This window comes from Ruegeria sp. BG6, from assembly GCF_056538465.1.
In genome coordinates, this window is the sequence record NZ_JBQFTB010000006.1 from 84,678 (window position 1) to 109,439 (window position 24,762).

At 59.0% G+C, this 24,762-nt stretch carries 23 protein-coding genes and 1 riboswitch; of the genes, 7 read left to right on the forward strand and 16 right to left on the reverse strand.

The genetic code is table 11. The features are described from left to right. Window positions 1–5: 5 nt before the first annotated feature. Window positions 6–572, reverse strand: coding sequence for a hemerythrin domain-containing protein (locus ACR0JW_RS12525; protein WP_170681023.1), 567 nt, complete (start codon window positions 570–572; stop codon window positions 6–8). A gap of 74 nt (window positions 573–646) precedes the next feature. Next, window positions 647–895, reverse strand: coding sequence for a glutamate synthase-related protein (locus ACR0JW_RS12530; protein ID WP_170681021.1), 249 nt, complete (start codon window positions 893–895; stop codon window positions 647–649). 105 nt (window positions 896–1,000) lie between these two features. Between ACR0JW_RS12530 and ACR0JW_RS12535 the strand changes: the two genes are divergently transcribed. The 4 genes from ACR0JW_RS12535 to ACR0JW_RS12550 all read left to right on the forward strand — a co-directional run bounded on the left by ACR0JW_RS12535 (window position 1,001) and on the right by ACR0JW_RS12550 (window position 4,397). After that, window positions 1,001–1,207 (forward strand): DUF1059 domain-containing protein, encoded by a 207-nt coding sequence (locus ACR0JW_RS12535; protein WP_480714012.1) that lies wholly within the window; start codon window positions 1,001–1,003, stop codon window positions 1,205–1,207. 561 nt (window positions 1,208–1,768) lie between these two features. Then, the gene (locus tag ACR0JW_RS12540; RefSeq protein WP_170681017.1) at window positions 1,769–3,535 is read left to right on the forward strand and encodes an adenylate/guanylate cyclase domain-containing protein; all 1,767 of its coding nucleotides are present in this window, start codon (window positions 1,769–1,771) and stop codon (window positions 3,533–3,535) included. A 204-nt stretch (window positions 3,536–3,739) separates the two neighbouring features. Next, window positions 3,740–3,922 (forward strand): hypothetical protein, encoded by a 183-nt coding sequence (locus tag ACR0JW_RS12545; protein ID WP_480714013.1) that lies wholly within the window; start codon window positions 3,740–3,742, stop codon window positions 3,920–3,922. A 112-nt stretch (window positions 3,923–4,034) separates the two neighbouring features. Beyond that, window positions 4,035–4,397, forward strand: a complete 363-nt coding sequence (locus ACR0JW_RS12550) for an NAD(P)-dependent oxidoreductase (protein ID WP_480714014.1) — start codon at window positions 4,035–4,037, stop codon at window positions 4,395–4,397. Here ACR0JW_RS12550 and ACR0JW_RS12555 read toward each other — a convergent pair. Beyond that, window positions 4,366–5,397, reverse strand: coding sequence for an AbrB family transcriptional regulator (locus tag ACR0JW_RS12555; protein ID WP_480714015.1), 1,032 nt, complete (start codon window positions 5,395–5,397; stop codon window positions 4,366–4,368). The two genes, ACR0JW_RS12550 and ACR0JW_RS12555, sit on opposite strands and share 32 nt — an antisense overlap. Window positions 5,398–5,507: 110 nt before the next feature. Here ACR0JW_RS12555 and ACR0JW_RS12560 point away from each other — a divergent pair, with 110 nt between their 5' ends. Genes ACR0JW_RS12560 through tcuB form a run of 3 tightly spaced genes read left to right on the forward strand, consistent with a single transcriptional unit; the run spans window position 5,508 to window position 8,651 of the window. After that, entirely contained in the window at window positions 5,508–6,188 is a 681-nt protein-coding gene (locus ACR0JW_RS12560; RefSeq protein WP_170681015.1) for a GntR family transcriptional regulator, read from the forward strand. 11 nt (window positions 6,189–6,199) lie between these two features. Then, on the forward strand, window positions 6,200–7,594 hold the full coding sequence (tcuA, locus tag ACR0JW_RS12565; RefSeq protein WP_170681013.1) for an FAD-dependent tricarballylate dehydrogenase TcuA: 1,395 nt from the start codon (window positions 6,200–6,202) through the stop codon (window positions 7,592–7,594). Continuing rightward, window positions 7,584–8,651: a tricarballylate utilization 4Fe-4S protein TcuB gene (tcuB, locus tag ACR0JW_RS12570; protein WP_170681011.1), complete on the forward strand. Its 1,068-nt coding sequence runs from the start codon at window positions 7,584–7,586 to the stop codon at window positions 8,649–8,651. The genes tcuA and tcuB overlap by 11 nt, the downstream gene beginning before the upstream one ends. A gap of 54 nt (window positions 8,652–8,705) precedes the next feature. Here tcuB and ACR0JW_RS12575 read toward each other — a convergent pair whose 3' ends face one another. The 13 genes from ACR0JW_RS12575 to ACR0JW_RS12635 all read right to left on the reverse strand — a co-directional run bounded on the left by ACR0JW_RS12575 (window position 8,706) and on the right by ACR0JW_RS12635 (window position 24,730). After that, window positions 8,706–9,713: an iron ABC transporter permease gene (locus tag ACR0JW_RS12575; RefSeq protein ID WP_170681002.1), complete on the reverse strand. Its 1,008-nt coding sequence runs from the start codon at window positions 9,711–9,713 to the stop codon at window positions 8,706–8,708. A 1-nt stretch (window position 9,714) separates the two neighbouring features. Further along, on the reverse strand, window positions 9,715–10,662 hold the full coding sequence (locus ACR0JW_RS12580; protein WP_170681000.1) for an ABC transporter substrate-binding protein: 948 nt from the start codon (window positions 10,660–10,662) through the stop codon (window positions 9,715–9,717). Between the two features lie 18 nt (window positions 10,663–10,680). Next, window positions 10,681–11,466: an ABC transporter ATP-binding protein gene (locus ACR0JW_RS12585; protein ID WP_170680998.1), complete on the reverse strand. Its 786-nt coding sequence runs from the start codon at window positions 11,464–11,466 to the stop codon at window positions 10,681–10,683. Further along, window positions 11,463–11,819: a DUF1636 family protein gene (locus tag ACR0JW_RS12590; RefSeq protein WP_170680997.1), complete on the reverse strand. Its 357-nt coding sequence runs from the start codon at window positions 11,817–11,819 to the stop codon at window positions 11,463–11,465. The genes ACR0JW_RS12585 and ACR0JW_RS12590 overlap by 4 nt, the downstream gene beginning before the upstream one ends. Window positions 11,820–11,920: 101 nt before the next feature. Beyond that, window positions 11,921–12,123, reverse strand: a riboswitch (cobalamin riboswitch). Between the two features lie 110 nt (window positions 12,124–12,233). After that, window positions 12,234–13,970 (reverse strand): Mur ligase family protein, encoded by a 1,737-nt coding sequence (locus tag ACR0JW_RS12595; RefSeq protein ID WP_170680995.1) that lies wholly within the window; start codon window positions 13,968–13,970, stop codon window positions 12,234–12,236. A 15-nt stretch (window positions 13,971–13,985) separates the two neighbouring features. Then, window positions 13,986–16,787 carry a cyanophycin synthetase gene (cphA, locus tag ACR0JW_RS12600; protein WP_170614807.1) on the reverse strand — a complete coding sequence of 934 codons (2,802 nt, stop codon included), beginning with the start codon at window positions 16,785–16,787 and terminating at the stop codon, window positions 13,986–13,988. Between the two features lie 23 nt (window positions 16,788–16,810). Further along, entirely contained in the window at window positions 16,811–17,698 is an 888-nt protein-coding gene (locus tag ACR0JW_RS12605; RefSeq protein ID WP_170680993.1) for a cyanophycinase, read from the reverse strand. Between the two features lie 57 nt (window positions 17,699–17,755). After that, window positions 17,756–18,922, reverse strand: coding sequence for a beta-aspartyl-peptidase (gene iadA, locus ACR0JW_RS12610; RefSeq protein ID WP_170680991.1), 1,167 nt, complete (start codon window positions 18,920–18,922; stop codon window positions 17,756–17,758). 101 nt (window positions 18,923–19,023) lie between these two features. After that, window positions 19,024–20,034 (reverse strand): Ldh family oxidoreductase, encoded by a 1,011-nt coding sequence (locus ACR0JW_RS12615; RefSeq protein ID WP_170681140.1) that lies wholly within the window; start codon window positions 20,032–20,034, stop codon window positions 19,024–19,026. A 10-nt stretch (window positions 20,035–20,044) separates the two neighbouring features. Then, window positions 20,045–20,632 (reverse strand): DUF3726 domain-containing protein, encoded by a 588-nt coding sequence (locus tag ACR0JW_RS12620; RefSeq protein WP_480714016.1) that lies wholly within the window; start codon window positions 20,630–20,632, stop codon window positions 20,045–20,047. Next, complete coding sequence (locus ACR0JW_RS12625) at window positions 20,629–22,314, reverse strand: hypothetical protein (protein ID WP_170680988.1); 1,686 nt, start codon at window positions 22,312–22,314, stop codon at window positions 20,629–20,631. Before ACR0JW_RS12625 ends, ACR0JW_RS12620 begins: the two co-directional genes overlap by 4 nt. Then, window positions 22,311–23,288: a membrane dipeptidase gene (locus ACR0JW_RS12630; RefSeq protein WP_170680986.1), complete on the reverse strand. Its 978-nt coding sequence runs from the start codon at window positions 23,286–23,288 to the stop codon at window positions 22,311–22,313. The genes ACR0JW_RS12625 and ACR0JW_RS12630 overlap by 4 nt, the downstream gene beginning before the upstream one ends. Then, window positions 23,288–24,730 carry an aldehyde dehydrogenase family protein gene (locus tag ACR0JW_RS12635; protein WP_170680983.1) on the reverse strand — a complete coding sequence of 481 codons (1,443 nt, stop codon included), beginning with the start codon at window positions 24,728–24,730 and terminating at the stop codon, window positions 23,288–23,290. Before ACR0JW_RS12635 ends, ACR0JW_RS12630 begins: the two co-directional genes overlap by 1 nt. Window positions 24,731–24,762: the final 32 nt, after the last annotated feature.

The window sequence follows — 24,762 nt, forward strand, 5'->3', positions numbered from 1 at the left end:
AAGCTTCACCCTCTCAGACGGTGGTGCAGAATGATAGGCACCGCAAGCTCTTCTTCATCATTCAGATGGCGTTTAAGAAAGGCTTCGATCACTTCCGACGTATCGCGCAGCGCTCCGACCTCTGAACGTGCCTGGGCCTCATCCAGATGGATCAGCTTGATCGCCCGATTGGCTGTTCGGGTGTATTGATCAAGGACCAGATCAAGATCAGCATGATCCGTTTCCAATACCTCCAGGCCTGCATCAAAGCGGGGGTCTGCCGCAGAGAGTTCCGGAAAATAGCTGCGGTCTTCCCAGCCGTGATGGCCGTGCAGATTGCCGACAAGCGCGTTACCATAATAGGACAAACGGGCGGCGTACGCGTCGGGTGACACCGTTCGGTCCAGAAAATGCTCGGCATCGGTCCGAACCAATTCGGCAAGACGGCGAAACATCTGGTGAGCGCCCAGCCAGTGCAGCGTTTTCTCTTTGAAGCCGGGATGGGAGTCCCAACTGTCGCGCGGATATTTGTCGAGCAAGATCTGCATCTCGCCCGACATGTTTTCGGTGCGGATATTGTGGTTATCAAGCATGAGCTTACTCCTTTCCGCAAGGATGTGTGGCCCAAATGTTCCGACCGTTAGACCCACGGCTGCACAGCCACTGTCTATGTCCGCACACCGGCAAAGCAAATTTCACTCAAATCCGCGAAATTGCGTTTCCAGGTCCAAACACCGCGCAGATTGAATTCGTTCGACGATGCACAATCGCAGGCTCTTGCCAACACTTGCACCAATGCGACACTCGCGCCGAAGTAGCGCGCAAGCTTCTCTGCGCCGACTTGTACATCAAGCCTTTTCCGCAACTTAGGTTCCTGAGACGCAACGCCGGATGGGCAATTGTTGGAATTACCCAAAGCTCAATTTTTTTTCACAAGTAACCTTGTATCAAGCTCAATGACGGCCTTCCTACGTTTGAGGAGTTTTAGACGAACCGCGGAGTTACACTGGAGGAAAACACAATGAATACTGCGTTTTCGTACGCCTGCAAAGACTGCGACGGCATGGAAACCTGCCCCGGCAAGGTCGTGGCTTCTACAGAAGATGAAGTATGGAAATTGATGGAACTTCATTCTGTGATCGCGCACGGAGAAGATCCGAGCACTTGGGATGCTGAGACACGCGATTATCTAGGCAAGCTGATAAAAACTCACGACTTCGGCAAATAGTTCGCATTCAGCGAAGTGTTGGGATCAGTACGGGTCCACCCCAGCCCGAATACATGCCAAAGAATCTTCGTCCCAATTCCGAGTTCACTGGAACGTTAATGGTAGCGGTTCACTTGCTGCTGCATTTGGGTGCAAAGACGCAGGATACGAACCAATGGGCGAACGAAACCTGCTGTGTGTGAGGTCTGTGCAAACGTGGCGTTTGAGGTCTGACGAAGCATATCGATCTCCTGTGTCTGACCTTACGTTAACCGCCACCACAGGAGAGGTCTGTGAACTAGGACACAGACGTTTGCCAATCGCTTTGGAGGCCACCGACGCAGCGTGATTGGTATGTAAGGCGAGGCTCAACGAAGTCGAACAGCCAGATCCCTTGCGGAGGTTTTTTTAAAGCTTGCCTATAAGCTGGAAGCAACAAGTTTTGCCATTGGCCTTCAATCTGCTTGCTGTCGCTTTGGCGTTCAGCATTCTTTCTGATTTTCCTCCGGTCCCCACTGGGAACAATCGATTTAAGTCTTTCAAAATGATATACTGCTAAAGCTTGTTAGCCGGGAGATCAGAATGGAACGGCGTCTTGCCACAGTGCTTGCGACGGACGTTGTCGGATACTCCGCGTTGATGCAACGCTCTGAAGCGGACACAGTTAAGCGCCTTAAGCGATTGCGGGATATCGTCAGCGATCTGGCGGAGCGTCATGGTGCTCGGGTCATAAGCTGGGCTGGTGATGGAGCGTTGGCGGAGTTCACCAGTCCGGTTTCAGCGGTCCGAGGGGCCTTTGAATTGCAGCGTGAACTATCGGCCCCTCATAACGCACAGGAAATCGGCCTCCAGTTGCGGATCGGCATACATCTTGCCGATGTGATTGTTGATGGGAAAGATCTTCTGGGAGACGGTGTGAATATCGCCGCGCGTATTCAGGCAGAGGCCCAGCCGGGCGGAGTTCTGGTTTCAAGCGCAGTATTCGAACAAGCCAAACGTGGGGCGCAGGTGCGGTTCATGCCAATGGGTCACCGGCGTTTCAAAAATATTGAAGAGGCAGTCGAACTTTATGCCGTCGAGGGAGACCTCGGACTGCACAGTTGCATGCTTACGAAAGGTTTGCCTCAATCTCAGGCTGCCAAGCCTCAGCAACGCGATAACGGTGTTATTGTTCTTCCGTTCCAGAACCGCAATATCGATCCAGAGCAGCAGTACTTTGCGGAAGGTTTTACAGAAGACGTTATCACAGAGCTTTCCCGCTTCACCGAGTTGTTCGTGATTTCACGAAATGCCAGCTTCTCGTTGGAAGGACGCGATTGCGCGCCAGAAACGGTATGTAGCGAAACGGGTGTTCGGTATGCGGTTGAGGGGGGCGTAAGGGTTTTGGGAAACCGCGTGAGGATTTCCGCGCATCTTTTTGATGCGGCTCGTGGTGCGCAGGTTTGGTCCGAAAACTACGACTGCGACGTGCACGAATTGTTCGATGTTCAGGACGATATGGTTGCCAAAATCTCGGCCGCCGTCGCGGGTCGCGTCGAGCGGCAAGCGGAAAAATCTGCCCGGGAAAAACCTACGGAAGACATGGCGGCTTATGATTGCTTGAAGCGAGGGCTTCACCATCACCGCATTGGCGGGGTCACACGCGAGAATGCCGAATCCGCCATTAAGTGGTTTAATAGAGCCTTGGAAAAAGATCCGGCGTTCGGTCGCGCTCAGGCATGGCTGGCCTGTGCTGTAGCAACGCGGGACGAATGGCTTGGGATAAAGGACGAAGACCGCTACTGGGAAATGGGGCGGCGCGCTTTGGAACTGGACTGTAATGATGCTGAAGTGCATCGGATCATGGGGTCACTGTCCCTGTACAAAGAGGACTTTGACAATGCGCTTTATCATTACACGCGCGCGCTCGAGATTACGCCAAACCACGCGTACATAGTGGCGCACGCGGGCAATGTTCACAATTATCTGGGCGACGGAGAAAAGGGGTTGGTCTTCCAAAGGCGCGCCGAAGCTCTTGACCCGTTCCTTCCAGAGTATTGCCGGGAAGTGGGCGTCATTGCGCATTATGTTTTGGGGGACTGGGAAGCCTGTTTTCAGGCAGCAACAGCATTCCCACGAAGGACCCGGCGCGCAGCTGCATATCGAGCCGCTGCTGCCCTGCATTTAGGCGACCCAGAGCGGTTGAATCGCGCCATTCGACGATTGGCCACGATTGATCCGGAATTCGACATAGAAGGGTTTCTTTCTGTCGAACGCTTCCAAGACAAGCGGCGCAATGAGCAGCTTCGGGAAGAGATGTACCAGGTGCTGGCTATTATGAACAACGGTCTATTGCGTGCGGTCGTGTGACAAACCTCCGAAACGCGGCAAATTCACCTTTGCAAGCCCGCAGTATAGTCAGATAAACGGAATGTGTCGACGCCATAGGCCGGATGCCCAGAGATGAAAGCCGCATTGACCCCTGCGTTACAACCGGTCGCCAGCGTCAGATTACAGATCTCCATGAGGTGCTAGGCGAGCGGGATTGATTGAAACAGATCTTCTGGCGCACCCGTGGCACGGCAAGCCGCGCGCGTGACTTCGACCACTTCAAAGGCCCTGTGTGCAATACGTGGATGCGGGCTGAAGGTAACAGCATTCCGGGCGTTGGCGGCGGAAACGCCGATCACCGGCGATGTCATCGCCGGGTTAGTCATGGGGATCAGAGACGAGATCACACCGGCAGGTTTGGCATGAACGTTGTTTGGTGGTCGTCTGAAGATGGCCGTGCCCGCGCAGCAGCCGATGGTGCGGCGGTCGCATCCAGCCGACAGGCGTTTTTTTCGGCTGCGATGTCGTTTCGATCCATGTGCGCCTGAAACCGGACACCCGCGGTATCATCACGGCAGCCGACTTACAGGCGATGAAGCCCGGTTCGCTGTTCGTGAACACGTCGCGGGCCGGTCTGATCGGACCCGGCGCGCTGTTACAAGCGCTCAATAACGGCCGCCCCGGAAATGCGGCAATTGACGTGTTCGACACCGAACCGCTGACCGATCCTGACGACCCGTTGCCGTCGCATCCCAACCTGATCGCAACGCCGCATATCGGTATTGTGACCGAAGATGAGTTTGACCTGCAATTTGCGGATATCTTTGATCAGGTGAACGCCTTTGCCGAAGGCGCTCCGATCCATATGATCAATCCCGAGGTCTGGACCAGCGCAATATAAGATTGGCCGCGATGGGCGCCCCAATGATCACCAGCACAATCCGCGTCAGGTGATGAGTGATCACGAATCCCAAATCCGCGCCTGAAACAATGGCCAGCACAGTCATCTCGGCCTGACCTCCGGGTGCAAAAGCAAGGAACGCCTCGACAGGGCGACCCAGCCCGAGTGTGGTGACAACAGCCGTAAAACCCGCAGCCAAGATGGCAAGAACAACGACATAGGCAACGCCGGCGGCAACGACGCGGCGCAATTCGCCCCATGTGACGCCAACGAATTTCACTCCGATCCCGCACCCGATGAAGAACTGCGCAGCCAGAATAGCTTCACGCGGAGGACGGGAGTGGATGAAATCCCCCAAGGACAGAGCAGCGGTCAGGATCATCGGCCCGAGGATGGATGCGCCGAACAACCCAACTCGCTCACCGCCTTTCCAGCCGACCAAGGCGGCCAGAACCATGAGCAGAATTTCGTGCGCCGGCAGATTGCTTGCGGGCTGCCCGATGGGGTTGGTCAGCTCAGCATCGTAGAACACTGTCAGAAACAGCGGTGCCAAAGTAACAATAATCAGAACGCGTGTACCGTGGATCAGGGAGAGGGTGCGTGGATCGGCGCCGGCTTCGGTCCCGAAGATGATCATATCCTGCAATCCGCCCGGCATTGCGGCGTAGAATGCGGTTTTCTCATCGAACCCCCACACTTTGCGAAAGAACGGAACCCCGACCAGCGCGATCAGAATGATGAAGAAAGGGATTAGCATGATCGATGCCGCCATCTTGGGCAGTTCGGCGAACAGGGCAGGCGTGATCGAGGCACCAACAGCGACACCCAGAATGGTCCGGGCTGCGATAGAAACCTGACCAAACCCTTCCATTGGTGCGTGGGCCAGTGCCGCAATCAGGCAAGCGGTCATTGGGCCGAACAAAAACGGCAGCGGCAGGTCCAGCGACCAGAAGACCGCTGTGCCGAACACCGCGAGGCCAAGGGTCGTCGACCGCTTCACGAACAGCGAAGTCTGGTTTCCTGAGGTGGGCAAAGGTTGGTTTCCGGCGCTGTTGACTCGCAATGTATCCAAATGTATACAAATGGACGCAATATGCAAGTGTGAGTGTTATGACTATTCAGGACGACCCATTACAGCCCGGCCCGCAAGGCAGCTCTGCCTATCAGAGATTGCTGGACGAGATCCGCGAAGGGTCGTTGTTGCCTGGTGAACGACTGCGGGAGATTGAGCTGTCCGATCGGCTGGGCGTCAGCCGAACGCCGGTCCGCGAAGCCATCCGTCAACTTGAGGCCGACGGGTTGGTCACGCATGTCCCACGATTGGGCGCGACGGTCCGCAGCCTGGATTACGCCGAGGTCATGGAACTGTACGAGATGCGCGCCGTGCTTGAAGGCACTGCAGCGCGCCTTGCTGCGCGGGCCGCGTCGGACGTGGAACTGGACGAGCTTGAGGTTTTGAATGAGCGTCTGGCCGAGGCGGGAACAGGTCCGGATGCGGCGCGGATCAACCGGATTTTTCACGCAACGCTACTGGATGCGGCCAAGAACCGGTTTCTGGCAAAATCCATGCTGTCCTTGCAAAAGGCTTTGTTGATCCTTGGCCCATCGCAACTGCTGGACAGCGATCGGGCTGGGGCTGCCGTGGCCGAACATCGCCGTATCATGGCCGCCCTCAAAACACGTGACGGGGCGGCAGCCGAGACGGAAATGCGAGCGCATATCCAGGCTGCGCAACGCATGCGCATTCGCGCATTGCAGGAACGAGATCGCACCAGCGATCAAGGCCAATAGGACAACCGGAAATGGCACCTCAAACCGAAGCTTATGATATTGCAGTGATCGGCGGGGGAAATGCCGCCCTCTGCGCCGCGATGACGGCAGCCGAGGCGGGTGCCCGTGTCCTGATCCTGGAGGCAGCGCCGAAACCCTATCGCGGTGGAAACTCGCGCCACACCCGCAACTTTCGCTGCATGCACTCGGGCCCACTGGGCCCGCTTGTCGAAGCGTATGGCGAGGACGAATACCTGTCCGATCTTTTGAAGGTGACCGACGGACAAACTGACGAGCGTCTCGCACGGCTGGCGATCCGCACTTCCGAGGAATGCCTGCCTTGGATGGAAGAACACGGGGTCCGGTTCCAGCCGTCGCTTTCGGGGACCCTGTCGCTGGCGCGAACAAATGCGTTTTTCATGGGTGGTGGCAAGTCTCTGGTTAATGCGTATTACAGAACAGCGGCAGGGCTGGGCGTTGAAGTGCTGTACGAGGCTGCCGTCACCCATCTGGAACTGAATGGCGACAGGGTCGAATGGGTCGACTATACCCACGAGGGGCAGTCCCACCGCATCGCACCGAAGGCCGTCATTGTCGCCTCGGGCGGGTTTCAGGCCGACACCGATTGGCTGACCCGTGCCTGGGGACCGGCGGCGCAAAACTTCCTGATCCGTGGAACGCCCTATAATCGCGGTGTGGTGCTGGCCGATCTGTTGGATCAGGGTGTCGAGAATGTCGGCGACCCGACCCAATGCCACGCCGTTGCGATCGACGGACGCGCGCCCAAGTTTGACGGTGGCATTGTCACCCGTCTTGACTGCGTGCCGTTCTCCATCGTCGTGAACAAGAACGCCGAGCGGTTCTATGACGAGGGCGAGGATGTCTGGCCCAAGCGTTACGCGATCTGGGGTCGTCTGGTGGCAGCTCAGCCGGAACAGGTGGGCTACGTGATCATCGACGCCAAATCGCTGAACCTGTTCATGCCGTCTGTTTTCCCGCCGCTTCAGGCTGATACTCTGGATGAACTGGCCGACATAATGGACTTGCCTGCCGGAAAGCTGAAGGCAACGGTCGCCGAATTCAATGCCGCCTGTGGCGACGTCAGCGGCTTCCATCCAACCGAGCTGGACGGAGTTTCCACATCCGGCCTGACACCACCAAAGACAAACTGGGCCCGCCCAATCTCGGAACCGCCGTTCTATGGCTACTCGCTGCGCACCGGTGTGACCTTCACCTATCTGGGGCTCAAGGTCGACGAGACGGCACAGTGTTCGACCCCTAACGGCAAGATCAGGAACCTTTGGGCGGCCGGGGAAACCATGGCCGGCTCGATCCTGGGGCAGGGGTATCTGGCCGGGTTCGGCATGACCATTGGAACGGTTTTCGGACGTATCGCAGGACGTGAGGCCGCCGCTTATGCAAACTGAACTGATACAGGAAGCCCGCCGTCAGGCCGAGATTTGCAATGCCTGCCGGTATTGCGAGGGTTACTGCTCGGTTTTCCCGTCATTGCACGCCGAGCACGCGTTCTCGGATGGCGACATCACACAACTTGCCAACCTCTGTCACAATTGCAGGGGTTGCTATTATGCCTGCCAGTACACCGCCCCGCACGAGTTTGATCTGAACCTGCCTGCTGCTTTGGCCGAAGTGCGCCGGGACAGTTGGGAAAGCTTCGCCTGGCCCCAGCCTTTGGCGCGTCGCTTCCACACCCAAGGAGGGGCAATTGCGCTTGCGCTGGTCCTCGGTTTTGCCGCGCTGTTTTGGGCGATCCGGGCAATCGGGTCTTCTGGCGGCGAAGGTTTCTATGCGGTTCTTTCCCACAATGCGATGGTGGCGATCTTTATGCCCGCCTTTCTGCTGCCGCTGTTCAGCATCGCCATCAGCTTGCGCCGCTATTGGCGTGCGGTTGACGGAAAGTCAGTCCAATGGGCCGATCTGAAAGCGGCGTTCAAACGCGCCGGGACGATGCAGGATCTTGCCGCCGGCCACGGCGAAGGCTGCAATTTCGAAGATGAAGACCGGTTCAGCCACGCCCGCCGACACGTGCATCAGGCGATCATGTATGGGTTCCTGCTTTGCTTTGCCTCAACCTCGGTTGCGACAGCGATGCATTATGGCTTTGGCCTGCATGCACCCTACGGATTCTGGTCATTACCCAAGCTGCTTGGCGTCTCAGGCGGTATCCTGTTGACCATCGGCTGTGGCGGCATGGTCATGTTGAAGCAGAAATCGGATCGTGACCTTGGCGACACCTCCGCGTGGGACGGAGAAATGGGCTTTATCCTGCTGCTGGGGTTTGTTGGCCTCAGCGGCCTTGTCCTCTACGTGCTCGGCTCGACCACAGTGATGCCCGCACTTCTGGCCATCCATCTGGGATCGGTTCTGACCTTCTTCCTGCTGATGCCCTATACCAAGATGGCACATGGGTTCTATCGCCTCGCCGCACTTGTCAGAGATGCACAGAGGAAGCGCGGCACATAAATGGTTCGCACCAGCCGCTGCTTGCGTCCTGGGTGGAAGGTGGAAAGGGTCCGGTCAGCGGGCTCTGGTCCTGAACAGGAGCAGGAACACGAACGCCGATCCGATTGAGGTTGTCACGATCCCGACAGGCAATTCCTGCGGGGCCAGCAACAAACGGCTGATAATATCCGAGCCCGTCAGCAATGCCGCGCCGACGAGAGCTGCGGTCGGCAGCAGATGGCCATGCAGCGGCCCCGCGATTCCGCGGGCGATGTGAGGGACCATCAGACCGACGAAACCGATGACACCAGCGACCGAGACGAACACCGCCGTTGCCAGCGCCGCAACAAAGAACATGCTGAACCGCAGTCCGCGCACGGGTACGCCGAGGGTTGAGGCAGTAAGATCGCCGGTCAGCAACGCGTCTAGCCAGCGGCTGCGGTAGAGAGAAAAGCTCAGGATCAGAAGCAGGCCTGCGCAGACCAGCGGAAACGTCTCCCAGCGGGCCAGGCCCAGACCGCCCAGCATCCAGAAAATCACGGAATGCGCGGCGCGGCTGTCGCCTGCAAAAATCAGGTAGTTGGTGATGGCCGAGAACAGGAACGAAACCGCAAGACCTGCCAGGATCAGTTTTTCGGGCGCGCTTGTGCGTAAACCGTGAACCAGCGCCAGCACGATGCCCGAAGCCACAAGCCCGCCGCAGAACGCGGCCAACGGCAGGGTCCAGAAGCCCAGCACGTCGCCTGTCACGGTGATCACGAACACGGCGCCGGCCGCCGCACCCGAGGACAGGCCGAACAGGAACGGATCAGCAAGATCGTTGCGCGTTGTGGTTTGCAGGACCACGCCGACGATGCCCAACCCGGCGCCGATTACGGCCGCGAACAGGGCGCGCGGCAGGCGCAAATCAAACACGATCCGGTGCAACGGCGACATGTCCCCGTCACTCAGACCTGTTCCCAGCAAGACAGCGGTGAACGTGTCGGAAACCGGAATGGATGTGGTGCCGTAGATGGTTGAGATCAGCAAAAGGGCGGCCAGAACGACCGCCCCCAGCAGGAGTGTCAGGCCAAGTCGGCCCATATCAGTTGAGATCCGGATGCATGGCCTGCGCCATTTTCAGGATCGCCTCGATATTTGCCGGTCCCGGGGTCAGTTCCTCGTACCGCAGGCCAATCCAGGCTTCATTCTTGACGGCATCGGTCTGGGACATCACCGGATGCTCCTGCAGAAATTTGAAGGTATCCTCGGCGCCGTTGCCGGTCTGGTAATCCAGCAGCACCAGAAATTCGGGGTTGGCGGCCGCCACCGTTTCCCACGAGGTGCGGCCCCAGCTTGTATCCATGTCATGGGTCACGTTTTCACCGCCCGCTGCGGAAATCATCGCATCGGGAATGGCAAACTTGCCCGCGGTGAAGGGCGCATCAGCGGGACCATCTAGAAGGAAAACGCGCGGTTTGGGCAGATCGGCGGTCCGGGTTTCGATCTCGGTCAGTTCTTCTTTCCAACCATCAACCAGTTCCTTCGCCTTGTCTTCGACCTGCATGACCTGGCCCAGGCGCAGAACGTCATCAAACAGCAGGTTCATGCTGGCTTCGGGGCGGTCCTTGTCCAGATGCACGCAGCTTTCGGACAGGATCAAGGTCTTGATGCCAAAGGGTTCCAGCGTGTCAGGAGTCACGTCTCCGCCCGGCTTCATCCCGTAATACCAGCCCGCGAAGAACATGTCGGGTTCGACGGCCACAAGGTTCTCGACCGTTGGGTATTTGGGCGCAAGCTCGGGAATGTCGCCGCGCAGCGTATCGAATTCCGGGCTGGTCTTGTACCATCCGGTGATGCCGGTCAGCCCGACGATCTTGTCCTGCAGACCCAGCGCAAAGGCCATGTCGGTCATGTTCATATCGTGCACGACAATCCGCTCGGGTGCAGTTTCAAAAACCAGCGGCTTGCCGCAATTGTCGACGGCAATTTCTTGTGCCGACGCACCGCCTGCCAGGGCTGTGGTCAGGACCACCGACCAGATCTGTTTCATTCAAAGATGCTCCTAGGGTTAGTTTGAGACCGAGGTTTTTCGGATATCCAGCGCCGGAATCACGCGGCCCTCATGGTGAAAGTACAGGTAGTCGACGCCAAAGGTTTCCCGGACCTGGTCCGAGGTCAGCACATCGGCCACGGGACCAAAGCCCGTGAGCCGCGCGGATTTCATCATGGCCACATGGGTGGCGAATTCGGGGATCATGACGAGGTCGTGGACGATCATGACCACCGTGATGCCCAACTCGGCAACCAGCGACAGCATCCGCCCCTTGGCGTCGGGGTCCAGATGGTTTGTCGGTTCGTCCAGAAACAAAAGCGAAGGGTTCTGTGCCAGCGCGCGTGCGATATGCGCACGTTGACGTTCACCCCCGGAAAGTACGCCCATTCGTTTGTCCGCCAGATCACACAGACCTGTCAGGTTCAAAACCCTGTCCAGTTCGGCGGCGTGGCCCTCTTTCGACCGGTCAGCCCGGATCGGGATTTGCCCCAAGGCCACATATTCCCGCAAAGATAGTCTGCTATCCGGCAGTTCGTGCTGGCTGACAACAGCGATCATTCGGGCGCGCTGGTTGGCGGGCGTGTGTTTCAGGCTGCGCCCATTGATCAAAACGTCGCCCAGCACCAGTTCGGCCGTGCCGCACAACAGGTTCAGAAGCGTCGTCTTCCCGGCCCCGTTCGGTCCGGCAATTGCAAGGATTGCGCCTTCTTCCAGTTCGAAAGACGCTGCTTGCAGCAGAACATCACCATTCAGCGCATAGTATTCGACGTCACGCACGGCAAGAAATGCAGAGGTCGTCATGAAGGCTCCTCCAAAATCATTCGGGGCAAACGGGAAAGGGTTTTGCCAAAAAGAGCGCTCGGCCTGTCGGACGCGCAGGTCCATCCATCGGCACTGTTCTGATATTGCAACGCGAATTCGGCCAAGGCCGCGATGTCATGCGGGGTCCGGATGTCACCGAACAGGTATTGGGCTTTGCCGGTGGCCTGAAACCCTACGGTTGTCGGCCGCGCGCACCCGGCCATGCAATCGACCGAGCGAATGGCAAACCGGGAAGGTAGCGCATCTGACAAAGAAGAGCGTATTTTGTCCGCAGACAAATCACCGTTGCATGTCGAACAGATCAGAAGAATATGATCAGTGGCGTCTGACATGGTCCGCTCCACTTGTTGCCAAGCGCGGACAGAAGGTGCTGATCATGTAAACACGTGACTGACGTGCCATCTAAGCCTCCTTCCAGGGCGCCCCGCCCTGGGTTGGTTGAACACTGATGGCAGGTCTCCTGACTCGCGGGTCCTTGCTTGGCCTTCCTTCCCGGCCCATTCGGCCAGTGGGTGTTTGGCGTCGCTCACCGCTTACAGTTGCGGGGGCAGTTACGGACTTGGCCTTCAGGGCCGCACCGTATTCCCTTTTCATCCCTCGGGTCTTCCTTCGGGAACCATCTTCTAGCTAAGTGCCTCAGACCCGGGCATGCGTCAATACAGAATTATTGGCAGGACAATCGGATGGGCTGGGCAGGGCGGTGCTCGAGTTTCACCGCCCGAGGTCCTCGGATTCAGCGTAGGGGTTCAGTTTTCCAGCAATTTTAAGACTTGCTCGCGCTCGGACAGGACCAGCAACAGGGCAAGATCGCCCGGTTCGATCTGATCCAGTATTGTCCTGCTCGCCTCGGTCGGGGAAGGCGCGCTCAGGATCTGCTCATCCCGAAGACCGTTGTTCATTGCCGCCTGCTTAATCAGCTTTGGAATCTCACCAAGGTTGCGTCCCCGCAGATAGCCCTCAAGCTCGGCGGCGACGATCACATCCGGCTGGAACCGCAAGGCCGTTTGCGTGACATCGATGATGTCCTGATCTGACCGGTCCCCGGCATGGCTTAGCAGTATGAAGCGGCGCTTGGCCGGAAGTCCGGACAAAGCCTCGCACACCGCTGCGACCGAATGCGGGTTATGCGCAAAATCGACAAAGACGCGGGCGCCGTTATGTGAAAACTCGTTGCACCGGCCAGGATTATCTTTGGCGTCTGGCTTGAACCCGGACAATCCGGCGCGAATGGCCTGCATCGGGATATCGAGTGCGCGGGCCAGACACAGCGCAGTCATTGCGTTGAGAATATTGTACCTGGCAGCCCCACCCATGGCGAGCGGTATATCGTGAACCGAAATCACCGGTTGTTCCGTGGAGCCATCGAAGAACACAATCATCTCGTCCCGCAGGAAGGCACAACAATGTCCTTGCTCGCGGGATTGTTGGATCAGTGCGTTTTTCTGGTCCAGCGAGAACCACCAGATCCTGCAGGACGTGTTCAGTGCCTCATCCCGGACATACGCGTCATCCGCGTTCAGGGCCAGAACGCCATCTTTCTTAAGGGTGCGGTGCACGGCGAACTTGGCCTGCGCCAACTCCGGAACCGTGTTGACGCCGTACTGCCCCAGATGATCATTGGCGACATTTGTGACAGCCGCAGCCGAGGCCGCATGGGTTGGAAGACCCCGGCGCAGGATTCCACCACGGGCAACCTCCAGACAGGCGACTTCAAGCCGCCGGTCGCGCAGCAGCATGCGCGCTCCGCCGGGGCCGGAATAATCACCACGGTCGAGGATGTCGTCGCCGACGCGGACAAACTCGGTCGAGGTCAGCCCGGCAACCTTGCCCGCCGCCCGGGCGATCGCCTCAAGCAGCCGGGTCGTTGTGGTCTTGCCATTGGTTCCGGTGATGAAGGCGACGGGGATGTTGTGCAAGGCGTCCCACTCGACTTCATCAGGCGCAGGCAGAGCGTTCCAGGCCCAGGTCCGGCTTCCGACCCCGTGTCCGATCGAAATGTCGTCGTCGTCACACAGGATATCGACGCCCCGCGTCGAGGCCGCCTGGATCAGGGCGATCAGGGCCGGATTTGCCTCTTTGGCCATGACGTCGCGGACGTCGGCGATCATCTTGTCGAAATCGCCGGGTGTTTCCCCGACGAGCGCCGCGGCACAGAAATGCCATGCGGTCTGGACCGCAAAGATCGCTGAATATAGCTGATCCATCGGCGCTGAAATCGCAAGGTTCACGCCGCCGGTGAATACCCGATATGTCAGCTTTTCCTGGTGCCAGCCGAGAGCATCCAGCACACGACGTGCATGATGCTGCCACAGCTCAATGACACGCGAAGACTGCTCCTGGTCAAAAAAGACGTCCATGATTGCGCCCGGGTGATCCCAGAGCAACCCGGGCCCGGTCAGCCGGCGCGCATCGTCTACCCGAAACGCGTCACTGGTCGCGCTGGGGATGGTCAGCGCGGTCTCAAGCTCTTCAATTCTGTCCATTCCGGTGCCCTCGGCTCAATCCGCGTCTTCGCTGATTTCGCGGGCCAGACGCACGCCGCGCTCGTCCCGGATCAGGGCCTGATCGCTGTCGAATATGTCCTCGAAAGAGGTCTCAACAGGGGCAGGCTTTCCGATTGCTTCAGCTTCAGGTGCGTCGCCATCCGAATTGAAGTAGATGATCTGTTTCCAGCAGCGGGTGGTGTCGTCGCCGAATATCACCAGCAGATCGCCGGGAGCTGCCATTTCAAGACCCGCCGTCACCGCTTCGACCTCATCAGGGATGATTGTGATCGCCTCATCCGGCGTGCCGCCTGCAATCAACGCCTGCCGCAGCATCTGAGGAATTTCGTCATGCCCGCGTCCGCGGCGGCGGTCGTCAGCCTTGCAGATGAAGTGGTCAAAATGACCGGCCAGCGCCGCGCCCGCATCCTCGACGTCCTCGTCACGACGGTCACCGGGCATCGATACGACGCACAGCCTGCGGCCCTTGATCTCTAGCTGGTCGGCCAGCGCCGCCATTGCCTTCAGGGCGGCGGGGTTGTGGCCATAATCCAGGATTACCTTGAACGGATGTTCGTCATAAACGTTCATCCGCCCCGGTGCCTGGAAATAGCTGGTGTCAAAGGTCCGCAGCCCGTGGCGGATGTTGTCCAGATCAACGCCAAAACTATAGGCCATGGCGGCAGCAAACATGGCGTTCTGCACGTTGAAGATCGCCTTGCCTTCCAGTGTCGCCGGGATCAGGTGCGACCAGAGCACGGGGATATGCAGGCCATTGTCGTAGATGGTCAGCATGTCGCCGTTCATGCCTTTTTCCAGCACGATGGCCTTGCCGCCTTCCTTGATATGTTCTTTCACAAGACTGTGGCCGGGATTGGTCGTGACATAGAAGATCTGACTTGCCCCGGCATAATCCGCCATCTTCAGGCAGTTGATGTCGTCGGCGTTCAGAACGGCCGTATCCGTGGCGCTTTCCACCACGACGCGTTTCACCACGGCAAGCTCTTCGACCGTGTTGATGCCACCCAGCCCCAGATGGTCGGCCGATACGTTCAGACAGGCGGCAACGTTCGAGCGTTGATAGCCCAGGCCCGAACGCACCAGCCCGCCACGCGCGGTCTCCATCACGGCGAAATCGACCATCGGATCGCGCAGCACGATCTGGGCCGACTTGGGCCCGGTCATGTCGCCCTTGACGCTCAGCTTGCCATCCACATAGACCCCGTCGGTCGAGGTCATGCCAACGGTCTTGCCGCTGGTTTTCATGATATGGTTCAGCATCCGCGATGTTGTGGTTTTCCCGTTGGTTCCCGTGATCGCCGCAATGGGGATGCGTGTCTTGTCCCCGACCGGGAACAGCATGTCGATCACCCGACCGGCAACATCGCGCGGTTGGCCTTCGGACGGGGCCACATGCATCCGGAATCCGGGGGCTGCGTTCACCTCGACAATCGCGCCGCCGATATCCTTGTAGGACTTGGTGATGTCGTCGATCAGAAAATCGACACCGCCCACATCCAGCCCAACCGCCATGATGGCGCGTTCAGCCATGTCGCGGTTGTCGGGATGAACCACATCGGTCAGGTCGATGGCCGTGCCGCCTGTGGACAGGTTCGCGGTAGAGCGCAAATAGAAAACCTCTCCTTCCGGCAAAACGGTTTCTTCGGTCACACCGGCGTTTTCCATCAGGCGTTTGGCCTGATTGTCGATTTCCAGCATGGTCAGCACTTTTTCGTGCCCGATGCCCCGGCGCGGATCCTGGTTCACGATGGCGACCAGTTCCGCAATCGTATGCTTGCCATCCCCCATCACATGACCCGGAACCCGTTTGGCGACGGCGACCAGCTTGTTGTTGACCACCAGCATCCGGTGATCAAATCCTGTAATGAAGCTTTCAACCAGAATGGCGCGGCTTCGCGAGTGTTCCTTGGCCTCGGCAAAACCGGCCTCGACCTCGGATTCCGAGTTCAGATTGATCGATACTCCGCGGCCGTGATTGGCATTCAGCGGTTTGACCACCACCGGAAATCCGATCCGGCCAGCTGCTTTCGCGGCTTCGCGGGCCGAATAGACCATGCGCTGTTGCGGCACCGGCAGGCCCAGATCGTTCAGCAGATTGTGGGTATCTTCCTTGTCGCAGGAAATCTCGACCGAGATATGTTTGGTCTCGGACGTGATGGTCGCCTGAATGCGTCGCTGATACTTGCCATGCCCGAACTGAACCAGCGATCCTTCGTTCAGGCGGATCCATGGAATGTCACGTTCTTCGGCGGCCTTGACCAACGACCCGGTCGAGGGACCGAATTCCTTGCGTTGGGCACGCAGAACAAAGCTGCGCAACTCGTCGTCCCAATCGAAATCGGGATCGAAATCATAGTCCAGGGCTTCCTTGAGGTTTTGCGGCAGCAGGTGCATCAGCAGGCGCATGGCCAGTTTCCCGGCATCAAGTCCCACGTCGCGCTGGCGATATTCGTAGACCATATTGTACTGGCCGGGTTCGCCAGTGCCCCGCGTCCGGCCAAATGTCACATCCGTGCCGGCCACGTTCTGAACCTCGATGGCGCAATGTTCCAGCACGTGACCCAGCCAGGTGCCTTCATCCTCGCGTAGACGGCGGATAAAGCCGCCGGGCTCGCGGTAGGAACAGCCATGCTCGGCAAGGCCGGGGAGGGCCGCGACCAATGCGTCGATGAATTCGGGGCCTATTCGGGCCGAGGGCCAATCTTCCAACAATCCCAGATCAATGACGTGTCGAATAACCGGAAAGCTTGCCCAGACGTTCGGACCGACGAAGACATTGGTAGAGATTATTTTCATAAGGCTCCTCGTATATTAATTGTTCATTTCCCCCCGGAGGCGTCCTCATCGCCGGACAAATCGGGCAAGGTGCAGAACGCCATATGCTCATCTGGCGGAAAAGCCTGGCGAGCCATCAGGTCATAACGGCACCCTTCGCCCAGAACGTCAAGCCGAAGACCCAAAAGGCTCAGCGCTTCGCCCCGGCGTGCATCCCACATCGAGGAATGCGTCAGATGGCTGGCATCCACGACCGTGACCGTGCCGCTGCCAACAACCTCAAGGACGTTGTCGGGGCCGATAAAGGCGGCGGTGTCCTCGTCAATTCCAAGGCCGATCAGAAAAGGATTGAAAGATGAGGCGGTTAGAAGGCGCCCCAGCCGATTGCGCTGGGTAAAATGCTGGTCGATGATCACCGCGTTGGTCAGGCCCATGCCCGGTGCAAGCGTGATGTTGCCTTCGGCGGGGGCCGAGTTGCTGCTGCCTCCGGCGACCATATGTTCGGACATGATCGACGCCCCGGCAGAGGTTCCGGCAACCGGCGCGCCCGCCGCATTCCGGCGGCGGATTTTCTGCGCCACCAGCGTTCCGCCGAGAATCGCGGACAGGCGCAACTGGTTGCCACCAGTCATGAAAATGCCGGTCGCCCGGTCCAGCATTCCGGCGTAATCGGGGTTGTCACAGTCGGCGCGGCGCGAGATGGGCAGGAATTCGACCTGACCCGCGCCAAGCTCGGAAAAGATGCGGTTATAGTCCGGCCCGGTCTCTTCCAGCATCGAGGCGGTCGGGATCACAACGATGTCGGCATCCGCGCCGCCTGACAGCTCCACGAACTTGCGGTGGATCTGCATTTCCTTCACGCGGTCTTCGCCGCCACCAATCGGAATGATGAACCCGCGAGGGGTGTCTGCATCAACGGGTGCAGGGCACATGTCAAGATTACCTTCTTCGTCCTGAAGCGGGGCAGCCGCCGGGGGCCGCACAGGCGCTTATATCTGTTCATACATGCCGCGCCGGGCTATCTGGGCGCCGCGGACATGCCATTCCCCCCGCGCCATCACATGCCGTATGCCAAGGTTTTCGTCAAGAACCACCAGATCGGCGTCTTTTCCGGCGCTCAATCGGCCTTTTCCACGTAATTTCAGCAGGTCGGCGACATTTGATGTCAAAGGGCGCAGAGCCTCATCCAGAGGTACGCCCATGCCCACTATCTCGGCCAGCGTTTCGGGCAATGTGTCAGACAGGCCAACGCCAAAACGGGTCAGATTGCCCTCATGGTCGAACGCGGGCAGGCAGCCGCCACCATCGGAGCTGATGGTGAAGCGGTCTGTCCGCCCGCCGGCATCACGAAACTGAACATAGGCTTCGGCAGCGGAAATGCCCGGATCGACATGCGCGCAGGGAAATGCCGTGGCATCAATGAAACAGCCATGACGGGCAAGGGCGACGGCCTGTTCGAACAGCGGCTTGTTGCGGTTGACATGGGTCGGATTGAAAACCCGGGCCGGAATTTCACTGGTCTCGATCGCCTGTTCCAGCATCGAAAGCCCTCGCACGCCATCCCCCATATGGCAATGAACGATCCCGGCCTTGGCTGTCATCAACCCTGCAACATGCGCCTCGCTGGCAATGCGCAGGAACTCGTCCAGTGTCGGCTGGCTGGAGCGATGATCGCTGATCGCCAGTTCACCGACACCGATGACAGGGTCAAGGAACACGATGTCGCCACGGGCGGACCCGGTCAGCGTGGTCAGCGGGAAGTGATAGCCGCCCGTGTGGCACCAGGCCGAAAGTCCTTCTGCGCGAAGACCGTAGGCCTGTTGCACCAGTGTTTGCGTATTGCGGGTCAGATCGTCGGTCCCCAAAACCCCAACGACCGAGGTGACGCCCGCCCGCGTGAACGAGGACAATACCATCGGCGGCACCCGGCTGGCAGGTCCGGTTTCGCCGCCCCCACCCGTGATGTGGGCATGGCCGTCGATCAGACCGGGCACAACCGGCGCGCCTTCGGCATCTAACACGTCGACCTGCAACGGCCTGCCCAGATCAGGCAGGTCCCGGCCCAGATAAACGATCTGTCCGGCAGCGACCAAAAGATGACCGATCCCAAAGGGCTCGGGTGTAAAAAGATTGGCATTCCTGATCAGGGTCAGCATATCGGCGGTTCGTCATATACAAAACGAACGTTCTTTATTTGACCCTTTCGCAAAGCTCAAACAGTTCCGTGCGATTGCCTGAGGATCATGTTCCGCCAGATTCAGTTCAGGAAGGTTTCGATTTTGTCCAGGGTGGCAACATTGACAGCCACCCCATCGGTCTTTGCCGCAGCACGCTTCGCGCCGCGACCGTCCCCCGGAAGGTGGGCGCCCGACTGCGCCCTGATTGCATCTACCAGCGCGCCTATCCCAGTGGCGAAACTGTCGCCGGATGTGGCGGCGGGATCGATCGCAATAAAGAACTGGCCTGTCTTGGGTGGGCCACCGGCGGTACCCGAAAACGGCGATGCATGGATGCCCAGTGTGGCTCCGGTCAGCGCCGCGGCCATGACCTCGGTCAGCAATGCAACGCCCACGCCCTTGTAGCCGCCGGACGGCGCCATCGAGCCTTTGAGGCCGACATTGGGGTCGGTTGTCGGGTTGCCATCGGGGTCCAGCGCCCAGCCGACGGGAATGGCCTTGCCTTCGCGCGCGTGTTTCATCACTTCGCTTTTGGCGATGGTGCTGGCGCTCTGATCAATCAGCAGCGATGGCTGCCCGTCCGGGCCGGGAACCGCAACCGAGAACGGGTTGGTGCCAACCACAGGTTTCGATCCCCCGGATGGTGCGATCGAAGCGGGGGCGTTGGTAAAGCCCAGACCCAACAGACCGGCCTGCGCCAACCGATATGTATGATATCCCAGAACACCACAGTTATAGCTATTGCGGATTGCAAGCACTGCCACGCCCTGCTCGCGCGCAGCCTTTGTCAGCGCCTCGAACCCGAGATCAATGGCGGAATGTGCAAAACCCGTCGCCGCGTCGACGTTGATGACACCTGGGCGCGGGCGGGTCAGAACAGGCTCGGCCTGACCATCCACCTTGCCGCACTGCACATGCTCGCAATAAATCGGGATATAGGCGAGGCCGTGGCTGGCAACGCCATCCGCTTCGGTTGCAGCGGTGGCCACTGCCAGCGGGCGGGCGTTGGCCTCGGTGGTGCCCGCAGCGACAAGCGCGCGAAAGGCCAGATCTTCGATTTCTGCGAGGGTCAGGGTGCGGGTTTCGATCATGGGTTTCTCTTCAGTCATTGTCGGAAAGCCCGGCACCAGCACCCAACAGGCGGGAGGCTTCGGTGGCGGGGGCGTAGGTGCGGTGGGCAAACCTGTTCAGGGTCTCCCATTCCCCTGGGTTGGGGGTGGCGCGGGATTGCTGTGGCGCGATGCTGGTCAAATCGCCGCTTGGACGGATTTCAACGTGATCGGCACGATTGGGCAGCGCATCGGAGGTTGAAACAACAGTTCCGTCAGTAACAATCTCAGCGCCATCGCAGGTGATTGCAATACAAGTATCCAGTCGACGTGCGGCATAGGCCGCAAACGGCACCAGAAGCAGTGGGCACTCGACTTGCCGCAATACTATAGGGTCCGACTTCAGAATATGCGCGCTGTCGGACAGGTATGCGCCGTTTGAAAGGGGACACGGACCGCGTTCGCCTGACCGGATCGTTTCTTGTTCCAGCAGCCGCGCCAGCGTTCCGGTACCGTCCAGCCCCTGCGCGCATAGCCAGCGTGTTGCCTTGCCGGCTTCCTCGGCCAGTCCCCAACTGTAGCCCGCGCCGCGTGCGGCCCGTTTGGCCGTGGCCTCAACCTCGTTCAGGGAATAGCTCATTCCACGGCCTCCGGGTAAACCCACAGATCCGCCGTTTGAGGGGTCAATTCCTCGGGGTAGGGCGCGCCTGAATACATGCAGATGCGAACCCATCGGTCTGACCGCGGATCGAAATGGGTTGCTCCGAAAAACGAAAGTTTGGCACGCAACATGTCGATGGGCAGAACATCTGCACTGATCGTGTTGTCACGGATTTCGCCGTAGGGCGCGACGCATGACATCTGAGCCCGTCGAACCGTATGCCGGTGTTCCGGGTGTTGCAGCAGAAACTCAGCGATGGGTGCGTTGTCCTGCCAACTGGCAAGCTGCTGGCAGGCAAGTGCCGCATCACGTGCTGGTGCCAGCGGTTGTTCATAGTCCGAGATCGGCTCTTCGAACCGCTCACCCAATCTGGGTTCCAGCTTTTCTTCCGAGACATACCAGGCCCGGGCGCAATTCTGCGGGTTGGTCCAATCAACATCCAGTGCCCAGTCAAAGCTTTCGCGGATCAGCGAACGGACCTGTTTCACCGTCATCGCGCCGTCGATCAGATGCGCCTGCGTGTTGCTGTCGGCCATGCAGCTTGCCAATCCATCCACAAGCTCGGGGTAGGGTTCCATGATCAGCGAGACGACCAGTTCCTGACCTTCTTCGCTGAGCGTGTTCTCTGACCAGCGCACAAGCCGGTCCCAGGGTTGGTTCTGCATCAGGTCATCCTGTTCCAGATAGTCCGAGATGGCCTTCAGATCAGCGTTCAGAGTCGCCAGTTTTTCAATCTGTATCGGGTGATCCGACCGCCACCATGAGGTCGACAGCATGCTGCGGTCAAAGATGTTCAGGAATTTTTGAACTTCGTCGCTGGATGCAGTTTCGATGCCGCGTACGCGGGCGATGGCCTCTTCCCGTGCCATGATCCAGTTGTTGAACAGGATCGGATGGTTGACGATAAACGGCGCCATTCCCAACCCTGTGGAATTGCCGATGCCCAGCCAGCGTGCGATTTGCGGGTCAAGCACCGCAGCCTGTCCATTACCTTTGACATTCGCCACATGCTGTACCAGATCGCGCACAAAAACCCGGGTCAGGTAGACTGACAGCATCTCGATCTGGAACGGACCGCTGACTTCGGAACGATCTGCCGTTATCTCGCGATCCGCCGCGCCGAACTTACCGGAACCGTAAACCGCCGTGGTCCGCATCAGATAGCCGACCTTGTAAATCTGCTCCAGCTCGGGCTGTTGTCCGGCGGCAAGACTGTCGACAACATGGGCCCACAAGCGAACGGACCGGTTGGCCCGCGACAGGGAAAGTTCGCTTTCGCTGACGCGCCCCGCCTCTTGCAGCGGGACATTCCTTGACAGTCGCGCGATATCCTCGGACGTCGGAACCCCGTCAAACAGTGTGAAAGTGGCATCCCACGCCTCGGCAATCACCCGGTCCGAGCGTTGTTCGGGCGGCAGGTCATGGGCAAACGCGACCAGAGAATACGCGCGCTCGGGTCCGCAAGCGGTATAAACCGCATGGCCGACACCGTTGTCATCAATCTCAAAGACCGGGCGAGAGAAAACCCAGGCCTCCTCCGCCATGCGCCGCGTCAGTTGCCGCATGAAGCTGAGGCGACATTGATGCAGCGAGCCCAGGCGGGAAAGGCGCATCACCTTCGCAGGATCACGTCGCGCGATATGAGGGGCGGGGGGTGTCATGTGTGTTGGGGTCCGAAGCTTTCATCAAAGAACCGATACCAGTTACCGCCCATGATACCGGCAATTTCGTCTTCGCTCATGCCGACGGTACGCAATCCGGCCTCGATGTTGCCGAAATCGCGATTGTCGCGGAACCAGTCCGGCATCGGCGGAAAGCCGGGATTGCTGGCCGAGCCTTCGCCGTAATCGATCTCTTTCGTCCAGCGCCCTACACGCATCCATTCGACCACACTGTCGGGCTGGTCCTGGCACAGATCGGTGCCGATCCCCAGATGCTGAACGCCGTATGTGTCGGCGGTACGCGCGATCATCTCACAGAAACTTTCAATCGTGCATGCGGATTTGTCTTTCAGGTGATGAGGGTAGACCGAAAAGCCGAGCATCCCACCATTTTCCGTCACCGCACGAATAACCTCCGCGCGCTTGTTGCGCAGGGCCGGAGACCATTCGTGCGGATTGGCGTGAGTGATGGCAATGGGACGCTCGGACAGTTCGGCGGCCTCGATGGTCGACCGGTCTGCCGAATGGCTCATGTCGACCACAAGGCCTACGCGGTTCATCTCTTTGATGACCTGTTTGCCCATGCGGGTAATACCGGTGTCTTCGGCCTCGTAACAGCCGGTCGCCAGAAGGGACTGGTTGTTGTACGTCAGTTGCATGAACCGCGCACCAAGGTCATGCAGGATTTCCACCAGCCCGATATCGTCCTCGATGGGGCTGGGGTTCTGAAATCCGAAGAACACTGCCGTCCGGCCGGTATCGCGGGCTGTGTCGATGTCGCTGGCCCAACGGCCTTTCATGATCAGGTCCGGATACTGCTCGAACCAGCGGTTCCACTTTTCAAAGTTCAGAACCGTTTCGCGAAAGTTCTCGTGATACGAAATGGTGACGTGGATCGCGTCCACACCACCTTCGCGCAGTTGGCGAAAAATCTTTTCCGACCAGTTGGCGTATTGCAGCCCGTCAATCCGCATCAGACGGGACCCGCGCTGATATAGGCTGTTTTGACGGTGGTGTAGAATTCGGCCGCCGCCTTGCCCTGTTCACGCGGGCCATACGAGCTGTCGCCGCGCCCGCCAAAAGGCACGTGATAGTCGGTTCCGGCGGTGGGCAGGTTGACCGTGACAACACCGGTACGTGCATTGCGGCGGAAGTGTGTGGCGCGGGCCAGCGACTTGGTCACAATACCCGAGGTCAGGCCAAAATTGGTGTCGTTCACCACGCTCAACGCTTCGTCATAGCTGCCGACTTTGATGACGCTGGTCAGGGGCGCGAACATTTCCTCACGGTTGATGCGCAAATCGTTGGTCGTGTTCAGGAACACGCCGGGGGACATGTAGAACCCGTCATGCGGCATGTCGAGCAACTGGCCACCACAGGCAAGCTCAGCGCCTTCGGATTTGCCAAGCTCCACATAGCTCAGGTTTTCCTTGAGCTGCTGCTGACTGACAACCGGCCCCATCTGCACCCCATCCTGCAGGGCATGGCCGACCTTCAAGGCCTTCGCACCGGCCACGAGCTTTTCGACAAACGCATCATGCACACCGGCATGAACGACCAGACGCGAAGACGCAGTGCATTTCTGACCGGTGCCCCCAAAAGCGCCGCCAAGCGCCAGTGTGACGGCCAGATCCAGATCAGCGTCATCCATCACCGCCAGAGCGTTCTTGGACCCCATCTCCATCTGTACCTTGGTCAGGTTCTGGATGGCGGCAGCAGCGATGCCCTTGCCGACCGGAACCGAACCGGTGAACGAGATAGCGTTGACCTTTGGGCTTTCCACCAGTCGTTGGCCAATGGATCGGCCTGAACCCATGACAAGGCTGAACAGACCCTTGGGTATGTCCTGCCGTTCGATGATTTCGGTCAGGGCCACAGCCGAGGCCGGGGTGATGTTCGCGGGCTTCCAGACAACCGCGTTGCCATAACACAGCGCCGGGGCAATCTTCCACGAAGCGGTCGCGGTTGGGAAATTCCACGGGCTGATGATCGCCACAACACCAACAGCTTCGCGGCGTACGTCAATCTCGACACCCGGCCGGACACTGTCTGCATTTTCACCGATCTGACGCAGGCATTCTGCGGCGTAATAGGTAAAGAACTGGCCTGCGCGATAGACCTCGCCTTTGCCCTCGGCAAGCGGTTTGCCTTCCTCTCGTGATAGCAGCGTGCCCAACTCTTCGGCGCGCGACATCAGCTCATTCCCGATATTCATCAGAACGGCTTGCTTGCGCTCCGGCAGATAGGCCTCCCATTCGGCCTGCGCAACGCGCGCCTGATCCAGTGTCGCGTCCAACTGGTCCGGGCTGGCCTGCGCGAACATGCCGACCAGATCGCTCAGGTCCGAAGGGTTGCGGTTTTCAATTTCGCTTTCTCCCGCCAGCCATTCGCCGGCGATCAGGTTCAGTTTGGTCACAATGCGCCCCAGAGTCGAAAAACAGGATTTCT

Bases quoted from the DNA above. Each gene is read 5' to 3' on its own strand.
- ACR0JW_RS12525 (WP_170681023.1), bottom strand. From the start codon at position 572: ATGCTTGATAACCACAATATCCGCACCGAAAACATGTCGGGCGAGATG.
- ACR0JW_RS12535 (WP_480714012.1), top strand. From the start codon at position 1,001: ATGAATACTGCGTTTTCGTACGCCTGCAAAGACTGCGACGGCATGGAA.
- ACR0JW_RS12540 (WP_170681017.1), top strand. From the start codon at position 1,769: ATGGAACGGCGTCTTGCCACAGTGCTTGCGACGGACGTTGTCGGATAC.
- ACR0JW_RS12560 (WP_170681015.1), top strand. From the start codon at position 5,508: ATGACTATTCAGGACGACCCATTACAGCCCGGCCCGCAAGGCAGCTCT.
- tcuA (WP_170681013.1), top strand. From the start codon at position 6,200: ATGGCACCTCAAACCGAAGCTTATGATATTGCAGTGATCGGCGGGGGA.
- tcuB (WP_170681011.1), top strand. From the start codon at position 7,584: ATGCAAACTGAACTGATACAGGAAGCCCGCCGTCAGGCCGAGATTTGC.
- ACR0JW_RS12575 (WP_170681002.1), bottom strand. From the start codon at position 9,713: ATGGGCCGACTTGGCCTGACACTCCTGCTGGGGGCGGTCGTTCTGGCC.
- ACR0JW_RS12580 (WP_170681000.1), bottom strand. From the start codon at position 10,662: ATGAAACAGATCTGGTCGGTGGTCCTGACCACAGCCCTGGCAGGCGGT.
- ACR0JW_RS12585 (WP_170680998.1), bottom strand. From the start codon at position 11,466: ATGACGACCTCTGCATTTCTTGCCGTGCGTGACGTCGAATACTATGCG.
- ACR0JW_RS12590 (WP_170680997.1), bottom strand. From the start codon at position 11,819: ATGTCAGACGCCACTGATCATATTCTTCTGATCTGTTCGACATGCAAC.
- ACR0JW_RS12595 (WP_170680995.1), bottom strand. From the start codon at position 13,970: ATGGACAGAATTGAAGAGCTTGAGACCGCGCTGACCATCCCCAGCGCG.
- cphA (WP_170614807.1), bottom strand. From the start codon at position 16,787: ATGAAAATAATCTCTACCAATGTCTTCGTCGGTCCGAACGTCTGGGCA.
- ACR0JW_RS12605 (WP_170680993.1), bottom strand. From the start codon at position 17,698: ATGTGCCCTGCACCCGTTGATGCAGACACCCCTCGCGGGTTCATCATT.
- iadA (WP_170680991.1), bottom strand. From the start codon at position 18,922: ATGCTGACCCTGATCAGGAATGCCAATCTTTTTACACCCGAGCCCTTT.
- ACR0JW_RS12615 (WP_170681140.1), bottom strand. From the start codon at position 20,034: ATGATCGAAACCCGCACCCTGACCCTCGCAGAAATCGAAGATCTGGCC.
- ACR0JW_RS12620 (WP_480714016.1), bottom strand. From the start codon at position 20,632: ATGAGCTATTCCCTGAACGAGGTTGAGGCCACGGCCAAACGGGCCGCA.
- ACR0JW_RS12625 (WP_170680988.1), bottom strand. From the start codon at position 22,314: ATGACACCCCCCGCCCCTCATATCGCGCGACGTGATCCTGCGAAGGTG.
- ACR0JW_RS12630 (WP_170680986.1), bottom strand. From the start codon at position 23,288: ATGCGGATTGACGGGCTGCAATACGCCAACTGGTCGGAAAAGATTTTT.